Source organism: Streptomyces sp. Je 1-332, assembly GCF_040730185.1.
GTDB lineage: Bacteria > Actinomycetota > Actinomycetes > Streptomycetales > Streptomycetaceae > Streptomyces.
The window spans coordinates 1939804-1957933 of sequence record NZ_CP160402.1 but is presented as its reverse complement, the minus strand read 5'-3'; the positions used below and the strand labels follow the sequence as shown (position 1 = coordinate 1957933).

Here is an 18130-nt window from a genome sequence, read left to right as displayed (position 1 = left end):
TCAGAGCACTACGGCGTCATCGGGATGTTTGTCGATGGACCAGGCCGGGTGGCGGCGAAGCAGGGAATGCCCCTGGGCTGACGGGTGTTCTGCTGTACGAGTCACGACGAAGAGGGCGAGGAGCGGTCACAGTGCTTGATCCGCAGGGTTTGTACGCATGGGAGCCGAAGGGCCTCGCGGTCGTCGACATGGCGCTCGCCCAGGAGTCGGCCGGACTGGTCATGCTCTACCACTTCGACGGCTACATCGACGCGGGCGAGACCGGCGATCAGATCGTCGAACGCCTCACGGAAAGCCTGCCGGGCCAGGTGGTGGCGCGCTTCGAGCACGACCGGCTCGTCGACTACCGCGCGCGCCGTCCGCTGCTCACGTTCCGGCGCGACCGCTGGACCGACTACGAGGAGCCCACGCTCGACGTGCGGCTGCTCCAGGACGCCACGGGTGCGCCCTTCCTGCTGCTCTCCGGGCCCGAGCCCGACATCGAGTGGGAGCGCTTCGCGGCGGCGGTCGGGCAGATCGTGGAGCGGCTCGGCGTGCGCCTCTCGGTGAACTTCCACGGCATCCCGATGGGCGTGCCGCACACCCGCCCCGTGGGCCTCACGCCGCACGGCAACCGCACCGACCTGGTACCGGGACACCGGAGCCCCTTCGACGAGGCGCAGGTGCCGGGCAGCGCTGCGTCGCTCGTCGAGTACCGCCTCCTGGAGGCGGGCCACGACGTGCTCGGTGTCGCCGCGCACGTCCCGCACTACATCGCGCGCTCCGCGTACCCGGACGCCGCCCTCACCGTCCTGGAGGCGATCACCGCCGCGACGGGCCTCGTGCTGCCGAGCGTCGCGCACGGCCTGCGTACCGAGGCGCACCGCACCCAGACCGAGATCGACCGGCAGATCCAGGAGGGGGACGAGGAACTGGTCTCCCTCGTGCAGGGACTTGAGCACCAGTACGACGCGGCGGCCGGCGCCGACGCGCGCGGCAACATGCTGGCGGAGCCCATGGACATCCCGTCGGCCGACGAGATCGGCCAGGAATTCGAGCGTTTCCTCGCCGAGCGCGAGGGCGACGCGTAAACGATGCCCGGCCCAGGGGGCGGAGAGTAAGGCCAACCCCTAAGCTGCCGGTCATGCTGAAGGTGGGCCTGACCGGCGGTATCGGCGCCGGCAAGAGTGAAGTATCGCGTCTCCTCGTCACGTCCGGAGCCGTGCTGATCGACGCCGACAAGATCGCGCGGGAAGTCGTGGAGCCCGGAACCCCGGGTCTGGCGAAGGTCGTTGAAGCCTTCGGCCGGGAGGTCCTCGCTCCGGACGGCACGCTCGACCGGCCGAGGCTCGGCTCGATCGTCTTCGCCGACCCCGAGAAGCTGGCCGTCCTGAACTCGATCGTCCACCCCCTCGTCGGCGCCCGCTCCGCCGAGCTGGAGGGCGCGGCATCCGAGGACGCCGTGGTCGTCCATGACGTGCCGTTGCTCGCGGAGAACGGCCTGGCGCCTCTGTACGACCTCGTGGTCGTCGTCGACGCGCGCCCCGAGACCCAGCTGGACCGTCTCGTGCGGCTGCGCGGCATGAGCGAGGAGGACGCCCGTGCGCGGATGGCGGCCCAGGCGACGCGCGTCAAGCGCCTGGAGATCGCCGACATCGTGATCGACAACGACGGCCCGCTGGAAGGCCTCGAACAGCGCGTCGCCGCCGTGTGGGCGGACCTCACGCGGCGGGCGCGGGCGGCCTAGAAGGAGGCGGGGGAGTGGTCGTACTGGCGGTTCTCACCGCCCTTGGCGGCCTGGTCGCGCTCCTGGCGGGCGCCTACGGCCTGCGGCAGACCCGGCGCATCACGGCCGCGGGCGAGGTGGCGCAGGCCCTGGTCAAAGCCGTGCCGCCGGGAGCCGAGCGGTCCGTGCTGCAGTTCGAGACGGGGGACGGCCGTGTCGTCGAGGTGGTGTCGCCGGTGCCGCCGAGCAGCAGGCGCCCGCTCGCCGCGGGTGACCGGGTGCGCATCGCGTACGACAGTGATGACCCCCGGGAGACCGTCGTCCTCGGCCATGAGCGCAGGGGCGTCGACCGGGGATTCGTGGCGGCGGGTGCGGCGGTTCTGACGCTCGGTCTCGTGCTCACGGTCCTTGCGCTGTGAGGCTCCGGGTGCCCGGTGGGGTCGGGTGGAATAGGCGGCGGCGCGGCGGGCGTTGACTCAGTACAGCGAGGGAAGGAGTCACGCGTGCCCGAAATTACCCCGGAGACTCATGTCATCGACTTCCGTGCGGCCGAGCAGCTCCTTGCCGCGCGGGACCCCAGAGGCGCCGTGAAGCTGCTCGACACGGTCATCGCGGCCCACCCCGAGAACACGGCGGCGCGGCTGCTGCGGGCCCGCGCCTTCTTCGCCGCCGCTCAACTGCGCGCCGCCGAGCTGGAGTTCAGCATCGTCCTGGAGCGCGAACCGGACAACGCCTTCGCCCACTTCGCACTCGCCCGCACCTACGAACGTGCGGCGCGGCCCGACCAGGCCCGGCGCCACTTCCGTCTCGCCGCGGCGCTCGACCCGCAGCCGGAGTATCTGGCGGCGGCACGCTTCGACGACGCCGCCGACCCGGACGACGCCGCCGAGGGCTGAGGCGGGCTAACGGGCCCTCGGGGGGTTGTACGGGGGGTCGTACGGCGGGATGTCGCGGCCCGGCTGGAAGTGCGGGCCCTGATGGATGTGGCGCAGGATCATCGCCAGGTCGGCGGTGACGATCAGCCACAGCACGCCGCAGGCCACGGCCCACGCGGGGCGTCCCGCGAGTGCGAAGGCGACGGTGCCGAACGTGGCCCAGACCAGGCCCCACACGCTGAACCACAAGCGCATGCGCAGGGGACTGCGCGCGGTCACCGGTTCACTGCCTGTGCGCAACATGAGAGGTCATCTCCTCTCTCGCCGCCCTCTCTGCTCTCTCCACCGGGCTGCCGGGCTGCCGGGCTGCCGGGCTGCCGGGCTGCCGGGCTGCCGGGCTCTCCCACCTTCCAGGATCCACCCGTGGGCGGTGGACCGGAAGGGCCGGAGGGTTCAAGATCGTAAGAGTGTCGATCGGGGACGGGACTGTGCTGGACGTACTGAGGAACCGGGCGAGGAAGGACGAGCGCCTCGCCGCGTGGCTGAAGGATCTTGAGGAGGCGCCGGAGCCGCGGGCCGAGGCGGTGCTGCCCCCGGCCGACGAGCTGCCGGACGTGCTTCTCGACCTGGCCGTGCCGCACGAGGACATCAACGACCTGGTGGCCCTGCGCGGCCGGCTGGCGGGCGACTCGGGGGCGCGATGGCTGCTCGACCGCGGCGTCGACGGGACGGTGCGGGACATGGGGAAGGCGGGGGCGGGCCCGCAATACCCGCCACTGCCCGCCGAGTTGGGCGGGCTTGGGGCCTTCTTCCACGTCTACGTGTTCCTGGCGTCGCTGCCGTACGTACGCGCCTATCACCGGAGCCGCGGCATCCCGGACGACATCTCACGGCGTACGCTCGCGGACCTCGGCCGGCACATGGCGGTGCACCGCCGGGCGCGCGGTGGTCCCGGGCTGCTGCATCCGGAGTGGAACTCCCTGCACTTCCGGGGCGAGCTCTACCAGCTGGGCCGGCTGCAGTTCCAGCGCGCCGTCCTGGGAGAGCGGATGGGCGGGGCGGTGGCGGCGGCGGGGCATTCCGCGGGCCGGGGCGATGCCTGTCTGAACCTCCACATCACCGACTTCCGGGGGCCGCTGTCCCCGGAAGCCTGCGACCGGTCGATGGCCCAGGCGCGGGAGTTCTTCGCGCGGCACTTCCCGGAGGAACGATATGAGACAGCCGTGTGCCACTCCTGGCTGCTCGACCCACAGCTGAAGCAGTACCTGCCGTCGGACTCGAACATCGTCCGCTTCCAGGAGCGCTTCCGCCCGGCGGCCGGATACGAGCAGGAGCCGGACGACACCACCCCCGTCGCCTTCGTCTTCGGTGACCAGGACCTCCCCGTGGCCGAACTGCCAAGGCGCACAAGGGTGGAGCGGGCCGTGGGCGACCATCTGCGGGCGGGCGGTCACTGGTACGGGGGGCATGGCTGGTTTCCGCTGTAGACCGTGGGGCCGCAGGAGAGGTGGGAACGGGCCCGCGGAGCGCTTCGTTGAGGGGGCATGAAGGTCGAGATGCGTGAGGGATACGAGGGGACGGGCCCCGGAGCGATCACGCCGGACGGCTGCGCGGTGGAGCTGTACGCGCGCCTGTCCGCCGGGGACGAGCCCGATGTCATCGCCGGTGCGGTGCCGGCCGGCGCGCACATTCTGGAGCTGGGCAGCGGCGCGGGGCGGGTGACGCGCCCCCTCCTGGAGCGGGGCTTCAGGGTCACGGCGGTGGACGAGTCCGCCGAGATGCTGGAGAAGGTGGCCGCGCTCGACGGGAGGGTGCGCACGATCCGGAGTCCGATCGAGGAGCTCGACCTGGGGGAGCGGTTCGAGGTGGTGACGCTCGCGTCGTTCCTCGTGCACACCGGCGACCTGGCGGTCCGGCGCGGGATGCTGCGGGCCTGCCGGAGCCATGTGACGGACGACGGCTGTGTGCTGATCCAGCGGGAGGGCGCCGACTACCACACGAACTTGCCGAGGGAGCGCGTCGATCCGGGCGGTTACACGGTGCGGATCGTGTCGGCGAAGCCGGTGGGTGACGGGGTGAACGAGGTGCACGCGCAGTACGTCTTCCCGGACGCCGTATGGACCCAGACCTTCCGCGCCCGGCCGCTCACGAAGGAGCAGTTCGAGAGCGCGCTTGAGGAGGCGGGGCTCAGGGTCGACAAGTACCTGACGGAGGACGGGATATGGGTGCGGGCCGTGCCGGTCCGCTGAGTGGGTGGCGCTGTGCGGAGGCGGCTCGCCGGCCGGCGAGGCGCTGTGCGGAGATGGCTCGCTGACCGGCGATGAGTTCCGCGGGGCGCTCCGGTCTATCACGGTGACAGCACAACAGCCCCTGCTCACCGAGGAGATCACCATGACCACGGCCGCCTCCACCATCCCCACCGCCACCACGGGCGCCCCCGCCACCACCGGCCGCCGCTCCGTCCGTATCGCGCTGCGCACGGTCCAGGTGATGCTGGCCCTGTTCTTCGTCATCGCGAGCGGGGCGCCGAAGCTGGTCGCGCACTCCTCGGCGGTCGAGGTCTTCGAGAAGCTCGGATGGGGCGATCCGGGGATGTACACGATCGGCGCGCTGGAGGTGCTCGGCGGGATCGCGCTGCTGGTTCCGCTGCTCGGCTCCGTCGGCGCGACGGCCCTCATCGGGCTGATGATCGGCGCGTTCATCGCGAGCGTTACCGCGCTCGGCGGGGAGAACGCCGCCACGCCGCTCATCCTGATCCTGCCGCTCGCGTGGATCGCCTGGGCCCGGCGCGGGCAGACGACGGAGCTCGTGCGTCTCCTCGTGCGACGCGGGGGAGTGAGAAGCGGGGAGTGAGAGGCGGGGAGTGAGAAGCGGCGTACGCGACCCGCGCCGGGTGTCGGAACGGGGCGGGGCGTCGGAACGGGGAGGGCTCAGCCCTCGAAGCCGCGCAGCCGTTCCATCTCCCGGCGGTCGCGCTTGGTGGGACGTCCCGTTCCCCGGTCCCGTACGCCGGCGGGGGCCACGGCCTCGCGGGGCGGCGGGGGAGGGCTGTTGTCGACGTAGCACTCGACGGCCACCGGTGGGCCGACGCGCTTGCGGATCAGGCGTTTGACGACGACGACGCGTTCATGGCCGTCGGCATGCCGCAGACGTACCTCGTCGCCGACGTGCACGCCGTAAGCGGGCTTCACCCGCTCGCCGTTGACCCGCACATGGCCGCCCTTGCAGGCCGCGGCGCCCATGGGGCGGGTCTTCACCAGACGTACGGCCCAGATCCAGGCGTCGACGCGCACGGAAGCCCCGCCCGCGACACCTCCCGCACTCCCGCCACCGCCTGAAGTCTCCGTAGCCATACCCCGACTTTAGTGCCTGCCCGGCGGCGTGGGCCGGGGGCCGGGATGCGGCGAGCGCGATGCGGCAGCAGTGCGGCAACCCCTCCCGCACGGCGAGCCGTGCGGAAACCGTTCCCCTCGGAGTCCGATAATTCGGGCTATTCGTCGCAAAGCAGGATGCAGACCGAGGGGTGCCGCCATGAAGCTCGAAGCCACCGTCGATGACCTGATGGATGCGTTGCGCGCCGACCTCGAACGGCTCGCGGCGATCCCGTCGATCGCCTTCCCGGGCTTCCCGGCGGCACCGGTGCACGAGGCGCACGATCTGCTCGTCGAGCTGCTGCGGGAAGCGGGCGTGCCGAGCGTCGAGCGGCTCGACCTGCCGGACACCGCGCCCGTGATCTACGGGGCGATCCCGCCCCCGGCTCCCGACGCCCCGACGGTGCTGCTCTACGGCCACTACGACGTCCAGCCCCCCGGCGACGAGAGCCTGTGGAAGTCACCCCCCTTCGAGCCGACCCCGATCGAGGGGGGCCTGCGCGCCCGCGGCATCGCCGACGACAAGTCCAACGTGATCGCGCACCTGGGGATGCTGCGGACCTACGGCGGCCGTCCGCCCGTCGGGATCAAGATCGTCATCGAGGGGCAGGAGGAGTACGGCAGCGCCTTCGACGACTATCCGCCCACCGACCCGGAGCGGTTCGCCTGCGATGCCATGGTGGTCGCCGACCTCGGAAACCTCCGGCCGGGCACCCCCACCCTCACCACCGCCCTGCGCGGCGCGTCCGAAGTGGTCGTGGAGGTGCGCACCCTCGACGAGCCGCGCCACAGCGGGGAGTTCGGGGGTGCGGCGCCCGACGCGCTGCTCGTACTCCTCAAAGCCCTTGCCACGCTCCACGACGTCCACGGCGACGTGGCCGTGGAGGGCCTTCGGCGCGAGGACTGGACCGGCACGAGCTACACCGAGGACGAGTTCCGCGAGCTGGCCGGGGTGGTGGACGGGACGCCGCTCATCGGCAGCGGCAGCCTCGGCGAGCGGCTGTGGAGCGGCCCCGCGATCACCGTCATCGGCCTGGACGCGCCCACCGTCGAGCACGCGGCGTCGGCGGTCGTGCCGTACGCGCGCGCCAAGTTGAACCTCCGCTTCCACCCCCGTCAGGACCCGGAGGAGGCGCAGGGAAAGCTGGTCGACCACCTGCGCTCGCTCAGGCCCTTCGGCGTCCCCCTCACCGTCACGCCCGGCGACACAGGCCCCGGTTACGAGGCCGCCACCGGCGGACCCGCCTACCGCGCGGCCCGCGCCGCGCTGAAGGAGGCCTGGGGCGAGGACGCCTCGTTCGTGGCGACCGGCGGCTCGATCCCGCTGGTCAACGGTCTCGCGAAGGCGGCGCCCGGCGCCGAGGTCCTGCTCTTCGGGGCCCAGGACAGCATGTGCAATCTGCACGCCCCGAACGAACGCGTCCTCTTCTCCGAGCTGCGCAACACGGTCGTCGCCATGGCGGCCTTCGTGCGCGAGTACGCCGCCGACTTCGGCGGGTCGGACGCAGACTCCGGTTCCGGCCCTGACAGTGCCGCGCAGAGCCGCGCATGAGCACCACCGCGACCGACCCCGGCACCGAAGAGCCGCGGCGCAAAGGCAAGTTCACCTTCCCCAGTGCGCTGACCATCCTCGCGATCGTCACCGTGGCCGTCTGGCTGCTCGCCTTCCTCATCCCCTCCGGCGCCTACGACCGCAACGACAAGGGCGCCCCCGTCCAGGGCAGCTACCACCGCGTCGACTCCGGTCAGACGTTCGTCGACCGCCTCAACGACCTCTTCCTGGCCCCGGTCAACGGCCTGTACGGCATCCAGGACGAGAAGTCAGGCGTCGTCGGGCCCGACCTGGCAGGCGAGCTGTACGGCAGCGCGGGTGTGTTCCTGTTCGTGCTCGCCATCGGCGCGTTCATCACCGTCGTCTTCGCCACCGGCGCCCTCGACCGCGGCATCGGCCGCCTCGCCCACCGGCTGCGCGAGCGCGGCGCGATGCTGATCGCGGGCGTGATGCTCGTCTTCTCCGTCCTCGGCACGGTCGAGGGATTCGCGGAGGAGACGCTCGGCTTCTACGGCCTGATCGTGCCGCTGATGCTCGCGCTCGGCTACGACCGGATGGTCGCGGTCGGCGCGATCATCCTGGGCGCCGGGGTCGGCGTGCTCTGCTCGACCGTCAACCCGTTCGCGACCGGAGTCGCCTCCTCCGCGGCGGACATCTCACTGGGCGACGGCATCGTGCTGCGGTTCGCGATGTGGATCGTCCTGACCGCGGTCACCATCGCCTACGTCATCCGCTACGCGAAGCGCGTACGGAAGAACCCCGAACGCTCCCTCTCCGGCTTCCTGCCCGGTGACCGTGAGCAGACCGCCGCCGACGCGGGCGAGGTGCCGGAGCTGACGCGGCTGCACAAGGCCGTGCTCGTCCTGGTCGCGCTCGTCTTCGCCTTCATGATCTTCTCGGTGGTGCCCTGGTCGAGCGCGCTCACCGGCGACGCGGACGCGAAGCCGTACGGCTTCGAACTCGGCTGGTCCTTCCCGCAGTTGGCGGCGCTCTTCCTCTGCGCGGCGGTGCTCGTCGGGTGCGTGGCACGCATGGGCGAGCAGCAGCTCAGCTCCACGATCACCCAGGGCGCGGCCGACTTCATCTCACCCGCCCTCGTCATCGTCCTCGCGCGCGGGGTCACGGTGATCATGAACAACTCGAAGGTCACGGACACCGTCCTGCACTCCATCGAGGGCGTGGTGAAGGGCACGTCCTCCGGCCTCTTCGCGATCATCGTCTTCGTCGTGAACCTGCCGCTGGCCTTCCTCATCCCGTCCACCTCCGGCCACGCGACCCTCGCCATGCCGATCCTCGCCCCGCTCGCCGACTTCGCCGGGGTCTCACGCTCCGTCGTCGTCACGGCCTGGCAGGCGGCGAGCGGCTGGATGAACCTCTGGGTGCCGACGACCGCCGTGACCATCGGCGGCGTCGCGCTCGCGAAGGTCGGCTACGACAAATACCTGCGGTTCGTCTGGCCGCTGCTGGCCATCCTCTTCGTACTGATCTGCGCCTTCGTGGCGCTAGGAGCGGCGCTCACATGACAACGAACTCATCGGCAACCCCCTCGGCGAACCCGCCGGCGAACACCTCCGCCGCCGCGGCGCGCCCCTCGGCCGCCGCCTACCGCAACCTCGCCGTGGCCACGGTCGGGTTCACGCTCACCTTCTGGGCATGGGACCTGATCGCACCGCTCGGCAGCGACTTCGGGGAGCGGCTCGGGCTCTCCTCGTTCGCGCAGTCCCTGCTGGTGGCGGTGCCGGTCATCGTCGGCTCGCTCGGCCGCGTCCCGGTCGGCGCACTCACCGACCGCTACGGCGCCAAACGGATGTTCCCGCTGGTCTCGGCGCTCACGATCATCCCGGTGCTGCTGATCATCCCGGCCAGGGACAACTACGTCGCGATGCTCGCGGTCGGCTTCCTCCTCGGCCTCGGCGGCACGACGTTCGCGATCGGCATCCCGCTGGTCAACTCCTGGTTCCCGCCCGCCCACCGGGGCTTCGCGCTCGGCGTCTTCGGGATGGGCATGGGCGGCGTGGCCCTCTCCGGGTACTTCACGCCCCGCATCGCCAAGCACGGCGACAACCTGCCGTTCCTCGTCGTGGCGATCGCGCTCGCGGCGTACGCGGTGCTCGCGGCCCTCCTGATCACCGACCGCCCCGACCGGCCGGTGCCGACGAGCCCCCTCGCCACCCGGCTCGGCGAGGCGGGCAAGCTGCGGGTGACGTGGGAGCTGTCCGCGCTGTACGCGATCGGCTTCGGCGGCATCGTGGCCTTCGGGGTCTACCTGCCCACGTATCTGAAGACCTGGTACGACCTCTCGCCCACCGACGCGGGCACCAAGGCGGCCGGGTTCGCGCTGGTCACCGTCATCTTCCGGCCCGTAGGCGGCTGGCTCTCCGACCGGATCCACCCGGCGACGGTCACCTCCTGGGCGCTGGCCGTCGTCGCCGTCTTCGCCATCGTGCAGGCCTTCGAACCGGGCCTGAACCCGGGCGGCACGATCTGCTTCCTGGCCATGGCGGCGGGCCTCGGCACGGCGAGCGGCAGCGTCTTCGCACTCGTCTCACAGGTGACACCGCAGGCGCAGGTCGGGTCCGTGACCGGCATCGTGGGAGCGGTGGGCGGCCTCGGCGGCTTCGTCCCGCCGCTGGTCATGGGCGCGATCTACAGCGCCAAGGACTCGTACTCGATCGGGTTCATGCTGCTCTCGGACCTGGCGCTCGCGGGATGCGTGTACGCGTACGGGCGGATGCGGGGGCTGCGGGCCGGGTGACCGCTGAGGCACGTGGTGCGCGTCGTGCGCGGGTTATCGTCGGCCGATGGGCCTTTATCCGGAGATCGAGCCGTACGACCACGGCATGCTCGAAGTCGGCGACGGCAACCGCGTGTACTGGGAGGTCTGCGGAAATCCGCGGGGGAAGCCGGCGGTCGTGCTGCACGGCGGGCCGGGGTCGGGGTGCACGCCGTTCTTCCGGCGGTACTTCGACCCCGACGCGTACCGCGTGGTGCTCCTCGACCAGCGCGGGTGCGGCCGTTCGACGCCACCCGCCAGCGATCCCCGTACCGACATGAGCGTCAACACGACCGGGCATCTGCTCGCCGACCTCGAGCTGCTGCGGCGGCATCTGGGGATCGAGCGGTGGCTGGTGTGGGGCGGGTCCTGGGGGTCGGTGCTGGGCCTTCGGTACGCGCAGACGTACCCCGACCGGGTGACCGAGCTCGTCCTCACCGGGCTCGCCACGGGAAGCCGGGCCGAGGTCGAACTCATGACCAGGGGCCTCGGGCAGATCTTCCCCGACGCGTGGAAGGCGTTCCGGGACGGGGTCCCGGCGGGGGAGCGGGACGGGGATCTCGCCGCCGCCTACGCCCGGCTCCTGGAGTCCCCCGACGCGCGGGTCCGGGCCGCCGCCGCGCGAGCATGGACCGACTGGGAGACGGCCTTCGCCTCGCAGCCGCCGCGGTCCGTTCCCCGGTACGAGGACGAGACCTTCCGGGCGGGGTTCGCCCGGACCGTCACGCACTACTTCGCCCACGACCACTGGCTCGGCGGCGACGAGGTCGTCCTGCGGGACGCGGGGGCGCTGGCCGGAATCCCGGGAACGCTGGTGCAGGGGAGCCTCGACTTCGGAAACCTGTTGGGCATCCCCTGGCGGCTTCAAAAGGCTTGGCCCGACGCCGAGTTGATTCTTGTCGGTGCAGCGGGGCATGACGCGGGGGCACGGGGGATCGCGGACGAGTTGGTGGCTGCGACGGATCGGTATCGGGCGGGGTAGGGCGCCTTCATGAGGTGAGCGCGTCCGGCGTTCGAGGACGAAGGGGGGGCGGGCTCGGGGATCAACCAGGGACCAACCCCTTCCTCCTCGCCTCCTCGCCGAAGAGCGACCACGAGCCGCGTCGGCGGCAACATCAAACCTCCCCCGAACATCAAACCTCCACCGAAGGCCCGCACTTGAGCGCCGCCGTCGGAGTGATTCTTCGGGTGAACTGTCGCCCGACCGGCGGTGTACGAGGCATCGCGGGGGCCGGACGACCGCAGACTCCGGGGAACGCGCCGGGCCGGACCGGCGTCGAGTCACTGGAGGTGCCCGGTGTCCCAGCCGCCCTTCCGATCACCCGCCCGATCCCGCCCCCGCCTAGCCCGGCTGCTGGCCACCGTGCTCCTGCTGAGCGCGGCGGCGGCGTACGGCGGTGCGGAGGCGGTGGGTGCGGGGGTGCGTGACGGTGCCGACGTGCGGGGTGGCTACGGGGCCGCGCTCGCCTCCGGCCCTACGGGCAACGCCGTTTCCGTGTCGCCGGAGCCCGTTCCCGTCCCCACCCCCACGGGCAACGTTGCCCCCACCCCCGCCCCGACGGGCACCGTCACCCCCACCCCCACGGGCAACGACGGCCCCGGCCCCACCTTCTGGGTCGATCCGAACAGTGCTGCCGCCCGGCAGGTCGTCGCATGGCGCAGCCAAGGGCGGGTGGGCGATGCTCAGCTCGTTCAGCGCATCGCGGGGCGTCCGCAAGCCGTCTGGTTGCACAGCTCGGGGCCGGGAGCCGTGGTCCGTGCGGCCACGGAGGCGGCTGCCGCCGAGGGGCGCACCCCGGTGCTCGTCGCCTACTTCATCCCGCACCGCGACTGCGGCGACTACTCCGACGGCGGGGCGGGGGACGCAGCGGAGTACCGGCAGTGGGTCGACGAGTTCGCCGCGGGCATCGGGGACCGCGCCGCGTACGTCATCGTCGAACCGGACGCCGTCGCCCACAAGATCGCGGGCTGCGCGAAGGCTGACGCCGCCGAGCGGTACGGCCTGCTCGCCTACGCCGTCGACCGCCTCAAGGCGCGCCCCCACACCAGGGTCTACCTGGACGCGGGCAACTCCGGCTGGATCCCCGACGAGCGGCGGCTGGTCGACCCGCTGCGGCAGGCAGGGATCGCGAAGGCCGACGGCTTCGCCCTCAATGTCTCCAACTACCGTACGAACGAGGAGAGTTTGTCCTACGGGCGCCGCATCGCCGCAGCCCTCGGCGGCGCCAAGCACTTCGTCGTGGACAGCAGCCGCAACGGCAACGGCCCCTACACCGGCGACGGCGACGAGCCCTGGTGCAACCCGCCCGGCCGAGCCCTCGGCACCCCGCCCACCTCCGCCACCGGCGACCCCGCACTCGACGCCTACCTGTGGATCAAACGCCCCGGCGAGTCCGACGGAACCTGCCGGGGCGGGCCCAGAGCGGGGCAGTGGTGGCCGGAGTACGCACTCGGGCTCGCGAGCAGGGCGCGGGGCTAGAGCTGGTGCCGGCGCGGGGGCCGGGGCTGGGCCTGGGCCTCAGGTGGTCTCGGGTACGACCGCCGTCGCCGTGATCTCGACCAGCTGACCGGTGTAGCCGAGGCACGTCGTGCCGAGCAGCGTCGAGGTGTGCGGGCCCTTCGCGAGGAGGTCGGAGGCGCGGACGACCTCCCATGCCCCGCTCAGCGGGCCCGGCTCGTCGCTCACGACGTACACCGTGCTGGCCACCACCTGCGTCAGATCGCTGCCGATCGCACGCAGGGCTTCGTCGAGGTTCGCGATGACCTGCTCGGTCTGACGCGTCACGTCCCCTTCCCCGACGAGATTCCCTTCGGGGTCGAGCGGCACCGACCCCGCCATGAAGGCGAGCGCGGTGCCGGCCTCGACGACGGCGGCGTGGGCGTATCCGGGCGGCGGGAAAAGGGTGGGCACGACGGTGCGGCCAGTGGTGGTCATGGGCCCGATCCTGCGGGAGCGGGCCGCTGCCGCGCACCCGAATTACCTCGGGCTATGCGGGGTCCGCGACTCCTGTGGCCACCAGGACGCCACAGATCAGCATGAAGCATCCGACGACGACCGGGCCGAGGCGAGCCGCCGGTTCTCCCGAAGACGCGTTCGCCCGGCCGAAGACGTTCCGCTGGTTCACCGCCCGCTGTGCGAACTTCTTCCTCATCGCTATCAAAGCGATTCCCGCGATGATGGTGAAAGCCGCGACGAATGCCCTCACGTGTCTCCCCCTGCTTCCGTACCGAGGTAGGGAGTTCCAAGTGCCCCTCAGATCCTGGTTGAAGCCCGCGCCCGCGCCCGCGCCCGCGATCCGTGGCCGACGCCGGATTACTGTCAGTAAGGCTTCCTGACAGCACTCGCCTCAGGGCAGCTGGCCTAGGCTGGCGTGCGGGGATGGCGTACGAGGTAGTGAGGGTGAGCGAGGTGGTGGACGTGATGGCGGGGGCAGCCGCGCCCACGGGTGCCACCGCTGCCGCGCCTTCGGCGGAGGGGCGGCGGTTCGCGGCGCTCGTGCGGTCCTGTGCTGCCGTTTTTCTTCCGGCCGAGGTGCCCAGGGAGGGGCGGATCGCGTTCTGGGCGCCTGAGGGGAAGGTGCCCGCGGGGCTTGCGGGGGCCGGGTCCGAAGCGGAGGGGCTGTCCGGTGTGGGCGGGTTGCCCGGCGAGGGAGATCACCACGGCGAGAGGGATCACGGCGGCGAGGCCCGCATCCCCGGTGCCGTCGAGGGCGAGATCGCCGTCGTACGCCCCCACGGCAAGGGCGTCCGCACCCGTACCGTCCCCGCCCTGATCCTGCCCGTGGCGCAAGCCCTCCCGCTCCTCCTGCTCGCCACCCCCGCGCACCCCGCGGTGGCCTGCTGGGCCGCCGCGGCCCGGCATGCCCTGCACCTGGCCGCGCGAGGCAGGCTGCTGCCCGGCCTGACCGGCGGTGACCTCGACGCGTGGCGCGCCGGACCGCTGGACGCCGCCGACGTCACGCAGCTGCGGGCGATCGCCGTTGCCATGCCCGCCGAGGCGCACGCCGTACCGCTGCCCGGCAGCAGGCCCCTCCTGCTCCCCGAGCCGTTCGCCCTCGTCAGAGCCTTCGTCGACGCCGTGGTGGACACCCTGCCGCGTACGCCCGCAGCGGCGCACGCGGTCGGCGCGCCCTTCGCGGCACGGGAGCCGCAGCGGCTGCCGGGCGCGCGGGAGTGGGCCGCGGAGGTGGCGGCCGGGATGGACGCCGGGGTGCGGGTGTCGCTGCGGCTCGATCTGCAGGCACACGAGGTGTTCGACCTGCAGGTGCACGAGGGGTTCGACGGAACGGCAGACGACCTGCCCGACGGCGGACGGACAGGGGACGACAGCGAGCGCACGCCCGACCCTCACGAGCGCCCGCCCGCCCCCGAAGTCGGCCCCCATGACAGCGTGGCCAGCCCTGCGGCAGCCGTCGTGCAGGTGCACAGCCTCGCCGACCCCACCCTCGTGGCGGACGCGGCCCAACTCTGGTCCGGCGTCGACCACTTCGGCCCCCGAGCCCGCGTGGACACACTGCTCGCGGTGCGCCGCGCGGCCCGCGTGTGGCCGCCGCTGGCCCGCCTCCTGGAGCGGCCTCGCCCCGACGTACTCCCGCTGACCGAAGGCGAGTTGTACGAACTGCTCGGCGCGGCGGCGACCAGGCTCGGCGCGGCGGGGGTGGCCGTGCACTGGCCCCGCGAGCTGACGCGCGGCCTGACGGCGACCGCTGTCGTACGCCCCGCTCCCGGCACGGCGGCCGACAACTTCGACTTCTTCAAGACCGAGCAACTCCTGCAATTCCGCTGGCAGTTGGCGCTGGGACCCGACGACGGGGAAGGTGAAGGCGGGGAAGGTGAAGGCGGGGGAAGCAGTGGCCCCCTCACCGAGGCGGAGATGGACATCCTCGCGGAGGCGCACCGCCCGGTCGTACGCCTGCGTGACCAGTGGGTCCTGGTCGACCCCGAACTCGTACGCAAGGCACGCAAGCGGGATCTGGGCCTCCTGGACCCGCTGGACGCGCTGTCCGTCGCGCTGACGGGAGCGGCGGAGGTGGAGGGCGAGCGCGTCGAGGCGGTCCCGATCGGAGCCCTGGCCCGGCTGCGGGAACGCCTGACCGACGACCTGCGCCCCATCACTCCGCCTCCCGCGCTCACCGCCACCCTCCGCGACTACCAACTCCGTGGCCTGGCCTGGCTGGACCGGATGACGTCGCTCGGCCTCGGCGGCTGCCTCGCCGACGACATGGGCCTTGGCAAGACGGTCACGCTGATCGCGCTCCATCTGCACCGGGCGCGCCCGGAGCCGACGCTGGTGGTCTGTCCGGCGTCGCTGCTCGGCAACTGGCAACGGGAGATCGAGAGATTCGCGCCGGGGGTGCCGGTGCACCGCTTCCACGGAGCGGGTCGCAGTCTGGCCGGTGACCTGGAGGGCGGCTTCGTCCTGACGACGTACGGGACGATGCGTACGAGCGCGCCCGAACTCGCCGCCCACCACTGGGGGTTGGTGGTCGCGGACGAGGCGCAGCACGTCAAGAACCCGCACGCGGCGACGGCGAAGGCGCTGCGCACGATTCCGTCGGCGGCGCGCGTGGCTCTCACCGGTACCCCGGTGGAGAACAACCTCTCCGAACTCTGGGCGCTGCTCGACTGGACGACCCCCGGCCTCCTCGGCCCGCTCAAGTCGTTCCGCGCGCGCCACGCCCGCTTGGCGGAGGGCGGCGAGTTCGCCGAGAACGACGAGGCGATGGCCCGCCTCTCCCGCCTGGTGCGCCCCTTCCTCCTGCGCCGCAAGAAGTCCGATCCGGGTATCGCCCCGGAGCTGCCGCCCAAGACGGAGACGGACCACCCGGTGACGCTCACCCGCGAACAGGCGTCGCTCTACGAAGCGGTCGTACGCGAGACGCTGGCGCGCATCGAGGCGTCCGAGGGCATCGCGCGGCGGGGCCTGGTGATGAAGCTCCTGATGGCGCTGAAGCAGATCTGCAACCACCCGGCGCAGTACCTGAAGGACGGCGAGCTCGCGACGCGCGGGGGCCGACCGCGCTCGGGCAAGCTGGAACTCCTGGACGAACTCCTCGACACGATCCTGTCGGAGGACGGCGCGGTCCTCATCTTCACGCAGTACGTGGAGATGGCGCGCCTGCTCGAATCGCATCTGGCGCGGCGCGGTATCGGCACGCAACTCCTGCACGGGGGTACGCCCGTGGCGCGGCGGGAGGAGATGGTGGACCGCTTCCAGTCGGGCGATGCCCCGGTGTTCCTCCTCTCCCTCAAGGCGGCGGGCACGGGCCTGAACCTCACACGGGCGGGCCACGTCATCCATTACGACCGCTGGTGGAACCCCGCGGTGGAGGAACAGGCCACGGACCGCGCCTACCGCATCGGCCAGACCCAGCCGGTCCAGGTGCACCGCCTGATCACGGAGGGCACGGTGGAGGACCGCATCGCCGAACTCCTCGCGGCGAAACAGGCGTTGGCGGACGCGGTACTGGGCGAGGGCGGCGAGTCGGCGCTCACGGAACTCTCGGACGCGGAACTGGCGGACCTGGTGTCGCTGCGGAGGGCGTCATGAGGGGCGGCCGGCGCGGCGCCATGACCCCCGCCAGTCGCGCCACCGGCGCCAGCCGCGTGTTCCCCCCGCTCCCGCAACACCCCGACCCCCAGGCCCCGTTCGTCACCTCCTGGTGGGGCAATGCCTGGATCGGCGCGTTGGAGGGGACATCGCTCGACGCGGGTCGCCTCGCCCGGGGGAGGGCCTACGCGCGCGAGGGGCACGTGGACACGATCACGGTCGCGCCCGGCCGCATCGTGGCGTACGTGCACGGCAGTCGCCCCCGCCCCTACCGCGCCGAGATCCGCATGCGCACCCTCGCGCCGGAGGACTGGGACGGGTTCCTGGACGCGGTGGCCACGGAACCCGCGCACATCGCGGCGCTCCTGGACAAGGTCATGCCGCACGCCCTGGTGGACGCGGCAAAACGGTCGGGAGTTCAACTCCTCCCGGGCCCAGGCGACTTGGTCCCGTCCTGCACCTGCCCGGATCACGGGCGCCCTTGCAAGCACGCGGCGGCCCTCACCTATCAGACGGCCCGACTGCTGGACGCCGACCCCTTCGTACTCCTCCTCCTGCGAGGCGGAGACGAACAGGCGCTGCTCGACGAACTGGCCCAGCGCAACGCGCACCAGGCAGCGCGCGAACAATCCGCGTCGGCCGAGCAGAACGCGACCGGCGGCGTCTCCCTCCCCGGAACCCTGGCCCGGGACATCCTGGCGACGGCCTACCGCCCTCCGCTCCCGGCCCCGCTCCCACCCCCGCCCCACCCGGGCGAACCCCCTCTCCTCCCCTCGCTCCCCGGCGCCCCCGACCCCGCATCCCTGGAGTTCCTGGCCACGGACACGGCATCGCGGGCCCACGCACACCTGACCACCGGCGCGGACCCGTTCCCCGCGGCCGACCCCTGGCACGACGCGGTACGCCTGGCCGCCTCCCACCCCGGCCTGACGGGCCGCCGCACGTTCAGCCGCCAATTCACCGAACTGGCAAGGGCGGTGGACCACACCCCCGCAGACCTCGCCCGAGCCGCGGCGGCCTGGCGCCAAGGCGGCGAAGAGGGCCTGTCGGTTCTGGAATCCCCGTGGGACCCCCCGGCGGGCCCCTTCGACCGAGCAAGGGGCGCACTGATCGCGGCGGACCTCCCGCGCATGACGATCCGCGGAAACCACCTCACGGACGCGAAGGGCACATGGCAACTCCGCTTCGGCCACGACGGCCGCTGGTACCCCTACCAGAGCGAGCCGGGCAGGGACGACTGGTGGCCGGAGGGGGAGGCGGACGCGGATCCGGTGGGGGCGTTGAGCACGGCGATCGGCCCGTAA

18 protein-coding genes are annotated in these 18130 nt (G+C 72.2%); 14 read left to right on the top strand and 4 right to left on the bottom strand.

Annotated features, from left to right (window positions below; translation table 11 throughout):
* Positions 1–131 precede the first annotated feature (131 nt).
* The 4 genes from ABXJ52_RS09160 to ABXJ52_RS09145 all read left to right on the top strand — a co-directional run bounded on the left by ABXJ52_RS09160 (position 132) and on the right by ABXJ52_RS09145 (position 2601).
* Positions 132–1070 (top strand): PAC2 family protein, encoded by a 939-nt coding sequence (locus ABXJ52_RS09160; RefSeq protein ID WP_367040787.1) that lies wholly within the window; start codon positions 132–134, stop codon positions 1068–1070.
* 53 nt (positions 1071–1123) lie between these two features.
* A complete protein-coding gene (coaE, locus tag ABXJ52_RS09155; protein WP_367040785.1) occupies positions 1124–1726 on the top strand; it encodes a dephospho-CoA kinase in 603 nt (200 codons plus the stop codon).
* 14 nt (positions 1727–1740) lie between these two features.
* A complete protein-coding gene (locus ABXJ52_RS09150; protein WP_367040783.1) occupies positions 1741–2124 on the top strand; it encodes a DUF3592 domain-containing protein in 384 nt (127 codons plus the stop codon).
* Positions 2125–2208: 84 nt separating this feature from the next.
* Positions 2209–2601, top strand: coding sequence for a tetratricopeptide repeat protein (locus ABXJ52_RS09145; protein ID WP_367040782.1), 393 nt, complete (start codon positions 2209–2211; stop codon positions 2599–2601).
* Between the two features lie 6 nt (positions 2602–2607).
* Here the strand turns inward: ABXJ52_RS09145 and ABXJ52_RS09140 are convergent, their stop codons facing one another.
* The gene (locus tag ABXJ52_RS09140) at positions 2608–2883 is read right to left on the bottom strand and encodes a DUF6343 family protein (protein WP_367040780.1); all 276 of its coding nucleotides are present in this window, start codon (positions 2881–2883) and stop codon (positions 2608–2610) included.
* Between the two features lie 281 nt (positions 2884–3164).
* On the opposite strand from ABXJ52_RS09140, the gene ABXJ52_RS09135 reads away from it, so the two are divergent.
* From ABXJ52_RS09135 to ABXJ52_RS09125, 3 genes are all read left to right on the top strand, one after another.
* Entirely contained in the window at positions 3165–4067 is a 903-nt protein-coding gene (locus tag ABXJ52_RS09135; protein ID WP_367048920.1) for an acyltransferase domain-containing protein, read from the top strand.
* A gap of 69 nt (positions 4068–4136) precedes the next feature.
* The gene (locus tag ABXJ52_RS09130) at positions 4137–4829 is read left to right on the top strand and encodes a class I SAM-dependent methyltransferase (RefSeq protein ID WP_367048918.1); all 693 of its coding nucleotides are present in this window, start codon (positions 4137–4139) and stop codon (positions 4827–4829) included.
* Between the two features lie 142 nt (positions 4830–4971).
* On the top strand, positions 4972–5433 hold the full coding sequence (locus ABXJ52_RS09125) for a DoxX family protein (protein WP_367048916.1): 462 nt from the start codon (positions 4972–4974) through the stop codon (positions 5431–5433).
* A gap of 77 nt (positions 5434–5510) precedes the next feature.
* On the opposite strand, the gene ABXJ52_RS09120 is transcribed toward ABXJ52_RS09125, so the two are convergent.
* Positions 5511–5933, bottom strand: a complete 423-nt coding sequence (locus ABXJ52_RS09120; protein WP_367040778.1) for an RNA-binding S4 domain-containing protein — start codon at positions 5931–5933, stop codon at positions 5511–5513.
* A 178-nt stretch (positions 5934–6111) separates the two neighbouring features.
* Here ABXJ52_RS09120 and ABXJ52_RS09115 point away from each other — a divergent pair, with 178 nt between their 5' ends.
* The 5 genes from ABXJ52_RS09115 (at position 6112) to ABXJ52_RS09095 (ending at position 12755) form a co-directional block, all read left to right on the top strand.
* The gene (locus ABXJ52_RS09115; RefSeq protein WP_367040776.1) at positions 6112–7503 is read left to right on the top strand and encodes a M20/M25/M40 family metallo-hydrolase; all 1392 of its coding nucleotides are present in this window, start codon (positions 6112–6114) and stop codon (positions 7501–7503) included.
* Entirely contained in the window at positions 7500–9026 is a 1527-nt protein-coding gene (locus tag ABXJ52_RS09110; protein WP_367040775.1) for a Na+/H+ antiporter NhaC family protein, read from the top strand. The genes ABXJ52_RS09115 and ABXJ52_RS09110 overlap by 4 nt, the downstream gene beginning before the upstream one ends.
* Positions 9023–10258 carry an MFS transporter gene (locus ABXJ52_RS09105; RefSeq protein WP_367040773.1) on the top strand — a complete coding sequence of 412 codons (1236 nt, stop codon included), beginning with the start codon at positions 9023–9025 and terminating at the stop codon, positions 10256–10258. Before ABXJ52_RS09110 ends, ABXJ52_RS09105 begins: the two co-directional genes overlap by 4 nt.
* Positions 10259–10304: 46 nt before the next feature.
* Positions 10305–11258, top strand: coding sequence for a prolyl aminopeptidase (gene pip, locus ABXJ52_RS09100; protein WP_367040771.1), 954 nt, complete (start codon positions 10305–10307; stop codon positions 11256–11258).
* Between the two features lie 315 nt (positions 11259–11573).
* Positions 11574–12755, top strand: coding sequence for a glycoside hydrolase family 6 protein (locus tag ABXJ52_RS09095; protein WP_367040770.1), 1182 nt, complete (start codon positions 11574–11576; stop codon positions 12753–12755).
* A gap of 39 nt (positions 12756–12794) precedes the next feature.
* Here the strand turns inward: ABXJ52_RS09095 and ABXJ52_RS09090 are convergent, their stop codons facing one another.
* The gene (locus ABXJ52_RS09090) at positions 12795–13211 is read right to left on the bottom strand and encodes a RidA family protein (protein ID WP_367040769.1); all 417 of its coding nucleotides are present in this window, start codon (positions 13209–13211) and stop codon (positions 12795–12797) included.
* Between the two features lie 52 nt (positions 13212–13263).
* Complete coding sequence (locus ABXJ52_RS09085; protein WP_367040767.1) at positions 13264–13482, bottom strand: hypothetical protein; 219 nt, start codon at positions 13480–13482, stop codon at positions 13264–13266.
* 215 nt (positions 13483–13697) lie between these two features.
* On the opposite strand from ABXJ52_RS09085, the gene ABXJ52_RS09080 reads away from it, so the two are divergent.
* On the top strand, positions 13698–16826 hold the full coding sequence (locus ABXJ52_RS09080; RefSeq protein ID WP_367048915.1) for a DEAD/DEAH box helicase: 3129 nt from the start codon (positions 13698–13700) through the stop codon (positions 16824–16826).
* Between the two features lie 20 nt (positions 16827–16846).
* Entirely contained in the window at positions 16847–18130 is a 1284-nt protein-coding gene (locus tag ABXJ52_RS09075) for an SWIM zinc finger family protein (protein ID WP_367040765.1), read from the top strand.